The following is a 13,301-nucleotide window of genomic DNA, read 5'->3' on the forward strand; positions in this document are numbered from 1 at the left end:
TAAAGGCGAAATTGTACTTGAATGCTGCTTAAGGAGAAACTGCTAAATTTTAGCCAACAATATTACAGCCCCTCTTTACTGAATGCTTGCTTGTGGTGCACTTGCACCAGAGTAAAACCATGACTGAATAGTCATATTTTCGCATTTTTACTAAGTGTATGAATTGTAAGAATTAAAAAGTTGGCACTCAACCTGCAAAATCTAAAGCGTTAACAGTGCTGCCCAGTAGCGCTAACGTGAATGAGTGCCAGGCAACGCTTATTCACGTTGTTACTGAGTAGACCGTAAACCTTACCCATACAGATTTTTCGTGTCCTGAGGTCTGTATGGGTTTTTTTTGTCTGAAAAACGATACTTTTATTTTCCTCAAAGATCTGAGCACTCAATTTCTTCTTCTCTTGCTTGCTACCGAATTAATTGGAGAGCGGCGCCGCCTGCAAAAACCTAACCTTTGCTTTTCCTTTCCATTACAAAGCATTCGCTTATCTAATTTTTCAAGAAATAACTTAACTACTTTGCCTAATGCGATACACTTAATCTATAAGTTCGACGATGCGTGTATAGTCTTTATACAGAACCTAATAGCACGTTTTACAAAGGATTTTTCGATTGCTTGCGTTATATCCCTCTAATAAATTAGAACACTTGAGTTTTCTTCTTACCACGCTTCTACGTCAGCAACCTTTAGGTGTATTCACGCCTGAAACCATCTTGGTTGAAAGCCCAGGTATGCAACACTGGGTTAGTATGCAATTAGCCACTGAACATGGCGTGGCGATGAATATTGACTACCCGCTTCCAGTACGCTTTATGTGGAATACAGCACGCGCTGTACTAGGGCAGGATAAAGTGCCTAAGCAGTCTCCTTATCGTCGTGAAGTGCTGACTTGGCGTATTGACAATATTCTTCAAGATGACTCATTAATGAACAGTGAAGCTTTTGAACAAGTAAATAGGTATTGGAAAAACGCCGGTAGTGAGCAAGAGCAGGGTCTTCAGCGTCTTCAACTTGCTACTGCGTTGGCTGACGTATACGAACAGTACCTCTTATACCGCCCCGATTGGTTGTTCAAATGGGAAGCTAATGAACGCGCTGTATTAGATGATATGGAAATATGGCAAAGCGAAATTTGGCGTAATTTAGTAAAAGAGCAGCCGCTGCATCCAGCCCGTTTGCATCAAATGACTTTAGAGGCGTTAGGGGCATTAGAAGTGGGTGACATACCAAATGACCCATTCAGTCATTTGCCCAAGCGCGTTATTGTTTTTGCCATTAATACCATGGCTCCGCAACTGATAGCATTCTTTGATGCCCTTGCACAGCATATCGATATTCATATATTCCACCTGAACCCCAGCGTAAATTATTGGGGGGAAGCGAAAAGTAGTAGCGAACAAGCAAAATTATTGCGTCTAGAAGGGCTTAAAAAGTGGATGGAAGAAGACCAGTCCAACCCTTTACTTGGCAACTTGGGCAAGCAGGGCAGAGAACTATTTAACTTACTTACCGAACTGGATACGTTTGAAATAAGTGCTTTTGATTCGCCCGATTTTGATGAAGTGGTTGAAAACGGTGAGACAGAGCCTACTCGCGGTCTGCTGGATTACATCCACAAGGATATTTTACAAGCCGCTCAACCGACGCCATTCACTGGCGAACTAAAACAATGTGACGATAGCGTCAGCATCATGTGCACCCATTCCGCGCTTCGCGAGGTACAAGTGCTGCACGACCACTTGCTGCATTGGTTATCTCAAGATAAAGCGCGTACCCCGTCAGATATTCTTGTGATGTGTCCGGCTATTGAAAACTATGCACCATTTGTGGATGCAGTGTTTCACCGAGTAGGTACCAAAACCTTAGCTGGTACTGGGCAGGTTAGACTGCCATGTACCATTGCTGATAGAAGTCCTATGGACGCAGAGCCGCTTATCGCAGCGTTTATGGCGCTTCTACAGCTGCCCGATAGCCGCTTTGGCGTATCGGATATTATGGATTATTTACAGCTGGATTCTGTGCAGAAACGGTTTTCAGTGTCCCAAGACGACATAGAGCAAATGGTGGTGTGGTTAAAACAAGCCCATATCCATTGGGGGCTCAATAGTGCACATAAAACCGCCGTATCAGAGGGCGTTAACCTAGATGAAACGTACAGCTGGTGGTGGGGCATTCGCAGATTGCTAATGGGCATGTTGGCGCAAGACGCCGAAGTAGTTGTTAGTGACTTACTGACGATTCCAGACGTTGAAGGGCAAAGTGCGCTGGCCTTGGGCAAACTTATCGATATCGTGGCAATGCTGGGGGAATTTGCACAAGAGCTAACCGCTCTAAGAACGCCTGAACAATGGTCCAAAGCATTAATAGCCCTACGCGACGCGTGCTTTATGCCTACAAAAGACCAGCAACAGAGTTGGGACCTTATTGCTAATGTTGCAGCCGAGCTCGCTGCACGATGTGAAGAAGCGGGGTATCAGCACGAATTGTCCTTGCGCCAAGTACGTGACCTTTTGCTTAATCGGTTTTCATCGCCAGACGCAGGTAACCACTTCATGACCGGTCAAGTCACGGTATGTTCAATGTTGCCAATGCGCAGTATACCGTTTAAAAAAGTGTGTATTCTTGGCCTTAACGACAGTGAGTTCCCAAGAAAATCAAGCCCGTTAGGCCTTGACTTGATGGCAGGCGCAAACCGTAGGGTCGGTGATCGTTCAAGGCGTTTAGAAGACAGATATTTATTCCTTGAAGCCATTATTTCAACGCGTGAAAGCCTGTACTTAAGCTACCAAGGGAACGATGTCACCAATAATAGTGAACGCCAGCCTAGTCTGGTTTTAGCAGAGTTTATGGACATGCTAGAAAATAGCTACGCACTGGCCTTGTCTAGATACCGTGTTAATGCGCCGCTTCACCCTTTTAGTGAAGAGGGTTTCGCAGGGCGATTGCCCAGCTACGAAACCGGTTGGCTTAGGCTGGCCGGTGCGCTACAGCATACAAAATCACGCTCCGACAAGACAGGTGCAGAAGGCTATGAACCTGACCATTTAGCGGTGCCAGAACATTCATCCAATATGCTGTCAACCCAAGTACTTCGACTATCAAACAGCCAAATTGCAAGAGCCTTTAAAGATCCACTAGAGTACTTTTCTATACAAAGGCTAGGTGTGAATTTATCACAGTCGTTTACACTGCTCGAAAACAGCGAGCCATTTGAAACCAATGCGCTGCTGCGCTATCAGGTGCTTGATGCTATCTTCTCGTCGCCAGAACGCAAGTCGTCAGTAGAAGATGACTCAACCATGCTTTCATACGGTGAACAGGTGATCACTTTTGCGTCACTTAGGGGCGATATTCCCAATAACCCCGTTGCCAGAGATGAAGTTGAAATGTGGAAAGAGGGGGCCTTGGCATTGAGTCACGCTATGGGGCCCCACGATGCTGAACCTGTAAAGGCGCAATTTCAGGGTAAATACATCACCTTTACCACGGCTGCTCTAGTAGGCAGTGACGCATTAGTTGAGCTATGTGCCGGTAAAATAGATTCTCACCGCGCGCTGAGCTTTTTCATCTCTCAATTGGTATTTTCATGCAGTGATGAAGCAACGAAATACAGCAATTATCCATTGGATATTTATTCGTGTTCATGGGAAAAGGGCGAAACTGTATTGAAAAAGCAGCGCTTCCCTTCTTATGATCAAGAAACTGCCGTGCGGTTACTCTTGTTTATAGAACAGCTTTATATGGCTGTTTATACGGCGCCAACGCCAGTGCATTTAAGCTTATTTGGCTCTTTTATGCCCGGCACAAGAAACTCAGAGACTAAGCCCGTAGTTGAAAGCATAAAACCGGATATGTTTAACGACATCCTGCATGCGCTACTGCATAGTACAGATGGTACAAGTGAAACTGACAAAGCGGTTTTTGAAAAAATTCGACAGGTAATTGACGAGGTGTGCCCGTTTTCTGATAAAGACAGCGACACTGCAAGCGAGATAACAAGTGACAGAAACGGAAAAGCGAAGCAGGTAGTTGGCCAAGCCTTTGCACTTTTTGAGACGATTGAATTACAGCGTGCGCTAACCGATTGGCAGCAAAGTAATGGGCAGTATAGTGCAGATATGGCTAGCAACCCTTACCTCAACTGGCTATTCCCGCAAGGTGTGAACTGGAACGATGTCCCGCACTTAAGTGCCTTTGTACTTTTAGCCATGGTCAATAATGCATCTCAGGAGGAGAAGTTATGAGCCAGAATTCAGTATCCTCTGAAAATTACGAGAACAAGCAAACCCATACTGAAGCACAATTGCTTGACGTTGTGGCTATGCCGCTAAAGGGGCGACACCTTATTGAAGCGAGCGCAGGTACAGGTAAAACCTTTAACATTACGCGGTTGTACCTGCGCTTGCTGTTAGAAAAAAAGCTTAACGTTAAAGAAATATTGGTGATGACCTTCACCAAAGCCGCGACCGAAGAAATTAAGGGGCGGATTGCGGCGACGTTAAGAGAGGCATTGCTTATTTGGCAGCAAGCCAAAGACAATGGGAACGAAATAGACGCTAGCTGCGACCCGGTTTATCAGAGCTTATTTAATAGCTGCGATCTTGATGAGAGTTTGGCCCTCTTGAAAGCTGCGCAGCTGGAACTCGATGAGGCATCGGTGTTCACTATCCACGGTTTTTGTCAGCATGTTATTACTCAACTGGCGTTTAACAGTGGCTTTGCTATGTCGCTCAACTTGGGTAACGATACTAGCGATTTATACCTTCAAGCTGCCGAAGATTTCATTCGAAAAATAAGTAAAAGCGAGGACGATTTCAGGCTATTGGCAGAGTCTGGCTGGCATACACCTGAAAGTCTGCTGCGTGAATTTAGCGTAAGCATAAAAAGTACTCTGACCCCTTTGATGCTAACCGAGGAAGATATTGAAGCGGCTTTTGATAAACAGTTGGATGACGCGCCAAACACGTCTTTAGCCTATGTGAAATCGTTACTGCAAAGTGTGGAAGAAAACGAAGGGTTAATCATAGAGCAACTTATTAAAACACCTGCGCATAAAAAAGAAAGGCCACAAGAATTAGCAGCGCTAAAGGCTTGGTTAGGCTCTTGCATTAATGAGCAGCAGTATTATCTGGCACCCCCTGAAGCAGAAGCTTTTGTTAAGGGGAATCGATATGCTCGAAATTCCTCAGGCGTAAAAGAGATCTTAACGCCAATTAAGGAATTTGCTGGTGCCCTTAAAAAAGCCTTTGGCGAGAAAGACAAAGCACTTGGTAAAGTACCTGTTTTCAAGCTGGTTATCGAAGCTATTACCTTTATTAAAAAGCGGGTTGAAAAGCAGAAAAAGCAGCTTGGTGTTATCGATTTCGATGACCTTATTCGCATGTTAGCCGATGAGGTTATAAAACCAAACAATACCCTTGTGCCAGAACTTCGCAAGAAGTTCCCAGTCGCACTAATCGATGAGTTTCAGGACACTGATGCTAAGCAATACGCTATCTTAGATGCGGTTTATCCTAATTTAGCTGAAGCTAATGAAAGTGCGCTTCTAATGATAGGTGATCCGAAGCAGGCTATTTATCGCTTTCGAGGAGGTGACATTTTTACCTATTTGAAAGCGGGTAGGCAGGCGGATTACCGCTGGGTGATGAACACCAACTGGCGCTCTGTAGAAGGTATGGTAAGGGCCTACAACCGATTATTTTATGGTGCGCCAGTGGCATCGGGCAAGCCCACTGATGTATTTGGCTTCGGCATCAATTACAACCCTGTTGAATTTACTCCTAAAGCAGCTGCGGCTAAGACACCCTTGGTAGACCCCGCTGAGCAAATTGGTGTAATGAAACGCAGCGCAATGAATTACGTGAGCATGTGTTTAGAGGAGAAAGAAAACACTAACATTATGCGCCGTAAAATGGCGCAGTGGATTGCGCAAGAGATTTATCGCTTGTTGAATGAAGCGCATTTTAAAGCGGCGGACGGTCACACAACGCCAGTTAAGCCCCAAGATATCGCAATTCTGGTCAAAGACAGAACTGAAGCGGGCGCCATCAAAAATGTATTACAGCAAAAAGGGCTGGCCTGTGTTTATTTAAGTGATCGAAGTAACTTATTTGCCAGCGCTGAGGCGAAAGACGTGCTTAGACTGCTTAATGGTATTTGGCATGCGAACGACACAAGTAAAGTTGCCTCAAGTTTGGCTTCACCGCTTTGGGGCTATAGCGCAAATACTCTTATCGAACTGCTATATCACGAAGACGACGCTCAGTGGGATGCCGCTATCGATAAAGTACTGGCGCTGCGTGATATGTGGCTGCAAAAAGGTTGTATGAGCGTACTGCTACATCTAATGCAAGACAGTTATCAACCCCATGCCGACAGTGTAGAACGGGCATTAACTAACTATCAGCATTTAGCGGAAGTGTTGGAAAAGGCTAGCACAACACACCAGCGCCCTGAGCAACTACTAGATTGGTTGAATAAGCAAATCCACAAACCGGAAAGTGATGAAGAACTAACGCTGCGCCTTGAGAGTGATAGTCAGCTTATTCGCCTTATTACTCAGCATGGCTCAAAAGGCCTTGAGTATCCAATCGTTTTTGTGCCCTATGCCACGGGCTATAAAGACGCGTCAAAAAATGGAAAGGCGACATCGCAAATCTTTACTTATTACGACGAAGAGAAGCATGACTTACAGATGCAGCTAGGGCAGACGCCACAAGCCATAGCTCGGGTTCAGCGTGAAAGCGAAGCGGAAGATATGCGTTTGGCGTATGTGGCGGTAACTCGGGCAGCGCACCGCTGCTACATGGGGGTTGTGCCTCTGGCTAATAATGAAAAAAGCGCACTGGCACGAGCTTTAGGTGTCAGTGGTGACAGCGGCAGCAATGATTGGACTAGTGTATTAAGCCGGGTTGCCCAAGAAGACGCCTCTCATACAAGCCATATCGACGGCGACGAGTTCGACGAAGTGTATTCAGTCTTTGAGCAAGAAGACGAGCTGCCAAAGCTTAGCGTGTTGCAATTTAGCGGCACGGCGAGCGAAGAATGGCGGCTGTATTCATTTTCTGCTATGAGCCGCCTAACTACGGTGAGTACGGGCGCAAACACACCCGTAGTGGAGCCATTAGGTCAAACCCTTCCGAGTGTGCCCGTAATTCAAACTATTCGTGACGAAGAGGTTTACGCCGCAGATTCACCTGTGGGGGGAGAAGCGCTGTTTGGTGTAAGTGGTACAGATCCTTCGTTTAGCGCTGCGACGACAACCAGTAAAAGTGACTTACGCTTCACGTTAGAGAAAGGTGCAAGCGCAGGTAATTTACTGCACGATATTCTTGAAAACAATGATTTTAGTGCGCCCGAATGGGAAGAAACTGGCAAAGAGCTCGTAAAACGCTTTGGCCTAGATGAAAAGCGTACACCGCTACTTTACGACTGGCTAGAAGAAGCTTTGCAGACGCCCCTGTATCCTAAAATGCAATTAAGCATGAGTGATTTACCGTTAGCGCAAACCCTGCGCGAAGCGGAGTTCTACTTTCCCATGAACGATACCCAATGGGCTCAACTTCGTGATGTTCTTTCCCGCCACCGCCAATCTGTAGCTGATTCCATTGGTGGTAAGGTTGATGCTGCGCCTCAGCTAATCACGGCGAAACTGCAGGGAATGATGCACGGTTTTATTGACTTGATTTTTGAATATGATGGTCAGTTTTTTGTTGCGGATTACAAATCGACCTGGCTTGGAGATACGTTAGATTGCTACTTACCCGCTGCGCTGTTTCATAACAATCAGCATCACCTTTACGACCTCCAATACTTAATTTACTGCTTAGCGCTACACCGCTATTTAAAAAACACCCTGCCTGATTACGACCCTGATGTTCATTTCGGTGGTGTGTATTATCTATATTTACGCGGCATGCACCCCGAAAACGAACGGGGTGAAGGGGTATTCTATACCGATATTCCTTCGTCTTTTCTCATGCAAATAGATTCGATATTTGAAAGAGGTGGCAATATTCAGCAAAGCGACAATTCGAAAAATGCAGGCACTACTCAACAGCCTTCAGGTCAGCAGCAGTTTAGTTTCGATGACGAGTAGTGGCATCGAGGACAATATAGTTGGGAAAATAATGAACAACAATCAACATTCTGTATCGTCGTTTTTTGATAACTTGTTTGGCATCGAAGCTATCGACAAATTTGTCGCAAAAGAATTTGGCTTTATTGATGAAATTGCGCAAGAAGAGAGGTTTATCTGGGCTGGGTTACTGGCGTATTTGTCGTACATGCAGCGTAACGGGCATAGCTGTATCTATCTTAAAGATATAGCGGGGACAACCCTTTTCAAAGAAATAGACACCGAACAAGCGATTGGTTCGACGGCCGACGTGCAAGAAAGCGAAAGCGCATCATCGAATCACAACTCGCAAGCGTTTATAGAACAAACAGAGCCCGAAAAAGTCCCCCAAACGGGTGTAGAGCTACCTCAGCTTACGCCTTTACTAAAAATTGTAAAAAGCGCGCTGGAAAACGAACAAGTTGCTCAGCTATTTGTTTATAAAAACGGTAGGCTGTATAGCCGACGCTATTATGGGTTTGAACAAGAAGTGGCGCGAAACATAGTGGACCGGGCGGCGATTACACCCCTTACAGAAGAAGCAACTGAAAAAGTAAAGCAACTGTGGCCCGCTATATTCCCTACCGAAACTACAGATCAACAAGATTGGCAGCAAATTGCTGTTGCTAAAAGTTTGATGCAGCGGTTTTGTGTCATAAACGGCGGGCCTGGCACGGGTAAAACCTATACCGTATTACGGCTATTACTGGCGTTACAGGCGTGTGACAAAGACTTGAATATTGTATTAGCCGCCCCGACTGGTAAGGCTCAACAGCGTATGACCGAGTCTATAGTCAATAGTATTGAAGCGCTTCGCGGTAAGGTTGACGATACTGCGCTTGATAACGTACCTACAGCCGCTGTAACGCTGCATAGGTTATTAGGGTTACGAGAACACGGTGTATCGACCAAGTACAATCAACACAACCCATTGGCAGCAGATGTACTCATCGTCGATGAAGCGAGTATGGTCGATTTAGCGTTAATGACGCGCATTGTTCGTGCATTGCCGGACCATGCACGACTCTATTTTATTGGTGATGCCGACCAGCTTCCAGCCGTTGAGCTTGGCAATGTGCTAGAGCAGCTCGTTAGTGATACAACAAGCTTCGTCGCAGAAGAGAATGCATCGCCGAGTAGTGAAAATAGCCTACACAGTCCTAACGACCCGCTTTCATTGGGAGGCGTACCATCGTTAATGCGCCAACATATTGCTACACTGTGTCCTCATCTTCCTATGTTACCTGTTAATGAACGAGCAAAAAGTTACGTGGCAACACTGCAGGCGCCGCAGCGTTTTAAAGGACAAGTTGCAAAAGTGGCAACGGCCATACAGCAAGGTAACGCTGGTGGTGCGCTCGCTGCCATCGCCGAAAAGGGCAATGAGAATAGTAAAACCGCTAACTTAGCTTCACACATAGCCTCAAACTTAGATTCAAATAATAAGCCACGCTTAAAAGATGGCGTGTGTTTGTGGCCAGAAGATGAAGTTAGCAGTCGTGATTTACATGAGTTAGCTAAAGAAAGCTTCTTCCCCATTTTTGATGCCGATAATGCTGGAGAAGCGCTTAATCGCCTAAACTATGTTAGGTGGCTCACGCCGGTGCGCAAGGGTGCAATGGGAGTTGAGGGCCTAAATAGCTTGGTGTTCGATGCCATTAAGCATAAAATTAAGAGGCGAGAAGGGCACTTCTATCAAGGTCAGCCCATAATGATTGTAAAGAATCATCATCCACAGCGGCTATCGAACGGTGAAGTAGGCGTAATTTGGCCTGATAGCACGGGTAAGCTGTATGCATGGTTTTACCAAGATGCCAAAAGTCCAGACCAACAAGCCTCGTCAGGTACGGGCGAGAATGCTACTGGTGTACAACACCAAATGCAAAAACAAGCGTTACGCAGTATATCGTTATCAAGAGTGCCACAGTTTGAAACTGTATATGCCATGACCATTCACAAATCTCAAGGCTCTGAGTTTAATCACGTTGTGCTCATGCTGCCCAAACCTGATAGCGATAAAGCCGCCAACCTATTCCATCGGGGTCTAGTGTATACCGGCTTAACCCGTGCGAAAGGCGGTTGTTTGATTATTTCAGACAACACGACATTTAGCCATATGGTTCAGCGTGTAGATAAGCGCTATTCAGGGTTGTCAGAAGCAATAAGCCTGCACATAGAGAGCACATCAAACGCGACCACAGAAATCGAGTAGAAGAAAATGTACTCTGGTCCCAAAATTTGGGGGGCCATCTTAGTTAGGAATGGTACATTTCTGCGTTGTTATTTCACAGGCGTAAACAGACAAAGGCCGTTTTTGTTAATAGCAATTGGCGTTTTGCTTATCAAATAAATGCGGGTGGGTGCGCTTACGCGCAAAATACCGCCTTCAGCGTTTAAAAACTGTGAAGGCAAAAGCACAGAATTGTCATCATTTTCTAGGCGATTAGTTTCGGCTTTTATGGAGAAGTGCGATAAGCCGAAATGATCTAGCCAGCCCAATATATTATTTGGTGTCGCAACAAAATGATCGTGCTTTAATAGGCTACTGTGTAACGTAATGTTCGCGCCGAAAACGGGTTTGTTTTCTATAGCCATCTGCGTATTCGGCTTTATATGCAGCCGATATAGCCCATGTGACTCCGGCACAATATCATCATTTGCATCTGTATCATTCACTAGCGTTAGCATACAAAGTTTCACGGGGTAATTCTGATGACTTTATTGTGGTGGAGTTACGTTTGTCCTGCGTTGATGTGGATCAATCAGAGGCAAATACTGGGCTACAAGCTATTTTTAAAACGGTGGTCGTATGAAAAAGTCAGCACCAAATATTTTGGATAGTGAACTAAGCTATTTGCGCGTTAAGCAATTCGCCAAGGCGCCTAATAGCTTCGGTCCGTTCAGCTTGAGTACTATCAATAAAATTAAAACGCAAACAATGCCGATATTTCCCCGTCGCTGAAAACAGCTGTCCGGGCGCGACATAAATACCATGTTGTTTGGCCTCATCGGCAAGCTTAACACTGTCGTAACGGCTGTTGAGCTCTACCCACAGCACATAGCCACCTTGAGGGTAGCTAATACACGTGTCTGAAGGGAAAAAGCGTTTAATGTCTGCGCGCAGAGCATCTCGCGCGCTCACGTAGTAATGGCGCATGGACCTAATGTGTTTGTCGTAGCCACCCTGTTCAATAAAGCTTGCTATAGCTAACTGGGGCAAGGTAGGGCACATAGAGCTACTGACATACTTAGCATGTAGTACTTTGTTTCTATAGCTACCGGGCGCTATCCAACCTACGCGAAAGCCAGGCGCGAGGGTTTTTGAAAACGACGAACATAGCAAAACGCGACCGTCCTCATCGAACGATTTTATCGTTTTTGGTCGAGGGTAAGAATAAGCTATATCGCCGTAAATATCGTCTTCGATAATGGCAACGTCGTATTCTCTCGCCAACTCGTATAGCGCTTGCTTTTTTGCCTCAGGCATAACGAATCCCTGCGGGTTATTCACCGTTGGAGCGACTAAAATTGCCTTTATCGGCCATTGGTCAAGCGCTAGTTTTAATGCTTCTATACTTAGCCCCGTTTCAGAGTCAGTGGGAATTTCTAACGCTTTCAACTCTGCGCCCTTTATAGCCTGCATAGCACCGTAGAACCCAGGAGACTCTACCGCTATCACGTCACCAGCGCTTGCCACTGCACGAAGACACACTGATAGTGCTTCTTGGCAGCCAGAGGTCACAATAAATTCATCGCTTTGTAACACACAGCCAGATGCTGCGGCCAATCGGCTTAGCTGTTTTCGCAGAGTTTCATCACCTTTTACGTCACCGTATATCATGCCGTCTAAGGCTCTATGTTTGGTTAGTTCATGCAGACGTTTTATCAGCGGTTTAAGGGTTTTGACGGTCATGTCAGGCATGGCATGCTGGAACTGACAAAGGGTATCAACATTGTGGTCTTTACTGAAGGTATTCAGCAAAGTGTCTAGCACATCTTCCCATTGAGACACATCCATAGGACGCTGCGGTGGCTTCGTCATGCGTGGCGTGTTGTCTATTAATACACTACGGGCAACAAAATAACCTGATTTAGGCTTTGCCTCTATCAGTTGCTGCGCTTCTAAAACACGATAAGCTTCCTGCACGGTAGCAATACTTACTTTATGTTCCGTTGACAGCTGCCTTACAGAAGGTAATTTGTTTCCCACCTCAAAAACACCACGTTCGATTTGGGCTTTAAGTTCATTGGCTAATGTTTCATAAAGCGTCATCGTAACCTTTATTCTTCTGAAGTCATCTGCATACAGATAACTATATCTTAGTTAACGGGTGCTTTTAACCATACAGATTAGTCAAATAACAACCATACAGGGATGAATATGGCTAAACTGTATGGCTGTTTTTAAAAGTGTTTGAGTCTGATGCATACAGAAATATGGCTGTAATGTGTTAGCGAAAAATAATCGTTTGGTTAACCCAGTTTCTCTCAAAGAAACGCATTACTTACCTCAACACATAAGGATTGTCATGGAAACATCTCTTCTCATCGCACTGGCGACATTTGCATTCATCAGTACGGTAACCCCTGGCCCAAATAATATGATGCTTTTGGCTTCAGGGGCACAATACGGTTATAAACGTTCGCTGCCGCACATGTTGGGTATTGTGATTGGTGTTGCAGGTTTAATGGTTAGCACACTGCTTGGCATTGGTGCGTTATTTAGCATATTTCCCGTATTGTACAGTGTACTTAAGGTGCTCGGCGTTGCATATCTGTTATGGTTAGCATTTAAAATTGCCACCGGGCCTGTGGATGAAATTGAGATAAAATCAGCCAGACGTCAGGAGCCACTCAAATGGTGGGAAGGGGCATTATTTCAGTTGATAAACCCTAAAGCATGGATGATGGCGTTAGCGAGTGTAGGCACATTTTCCCTGCCTGGCGAGCATTATACGGAATCTGGCATTGCAATTGTTACCGCCTTTGCAGTTATTGGGTTTCCTTGTATTTCGCTATGGGCTGCAGTAGGTGCAAGAATTCGTGTATGGTTGAGTTCGCCAATTCGAAGACGGAAGTTTAACCTTACAATGGGCGCGGCCACAGCTGCAACGTTGTTTTTAATTGTGTAACGTTTGTATTAACTTGGTGCAAGCTCTTAGAGAAAGGCGACTAGCTAGTGTCTTT

At 45.4% G+C, this 13,301-nt stretch carries 6 protein-coding genes; 4 read left to right on the top strand and 2 right to left on the bottom strand.

The genetic code is table 11. The features are described from left to right. Positions 1 to 609 precede the first annotated feature (609 nt). Genes recC through recD form a run of 3 tightly spaced genes read left to right on the top strand, consistent with a single transcriptional unit; the run spans position 610 to position 10,326 of the window. Positions 610 to 4,242: an exodeoxyribonuclease V subunit gamma gene (gene recC / locus D1814_RS15780; protein WP_118494122.1), complete on the top strand. Its 3,633-nt coding sequence runs from the start codon at positions 610 to 612 to the stop codon at positions 4,240 to 4,242. Then, positions 4,239 to 8,096, top strand: coding sequence for an exodeoxyribonuclease V subunit beta (recB, locus tag D1814_RS15785; protein WP_118494125.1), 3,858 nt, complete (start codon positions 4,239 to 4,241; stop codon positions 8,094 to 8,096). Before recC ends, recB begins: the two co-directional genes overlap by 4 nt. A gap of 31 nt (positions 8,097 to 8,127) precedes the next feature. Continuing rightward, positions 8,128 to 10,326, top strand: a complete 2,199-nt coding sequence (gene recD / locus D1814_RS15790; protein ID WP_118494128.1) for an exodeoxyribonuclease V subunit alpha — start codon at positions 8,128 to 8,130, stop codon at positions 10,324 to 10,326. 68 nt (positions 10,327 to 10,394) lie between these two features. Here recD and D1814_RS15795 read toward each other — a convergent pair whose 3' ends face one another. Both D1814_RS15795 and D1814_RS15800 read right to left on the bottom strand, forming a co-directional pair. Next, a complete protein-coding gene (locus tag D1814_RS15795; protein WP_118495411.1) occupies positions 10,395 to 10,802 on the bottom strand; it encodes a hypothetical protein in 408 nt (135 codons plus the stop codon). Between the two features lie 157 nt (positions 10,803 to 10,959). Beyond that, complete coding sequence (locus D1814_RS15800; RefSeq protein ID WP_118494131.1) at positions 10,960 to 12,387, bottom strand: aminotransferase-like domain-containing protein; 1,428 nt, start codon at positions 12,385 to 12,387, stop codon at positions 10,960 to 10,962. Positions 12,388 to 12,643: 256 nt separating this feature from the next. On the opposite strand from D1814_RS15800, the gene D1814_RS15805 reads away from it, so the two are divergent. Then, positions 12,644 to 13,246 carry a LysE family translocator gene (locus D1814_RS15805; protein WP_118494134.1) on the top strand — a complete coding sequence of 201 codons (603 nt, stop codon included), beginning with the start codon at positions 12,644 to 12,646 and terminating at the stop codon, positions 13,244 to 13,246. Positions 13,247 to 13,301 lie beyond the last annotated feature (55 nt).

This window comes from Alteromonas sp. BL110 (assembly GCF_003443615.1).
Taxonomy (GTDB): Bacteria; Pseudomonadota; Gammaproteobacteria; order Enterobacterales; family Alteromonadaceae; genus Alteromonas.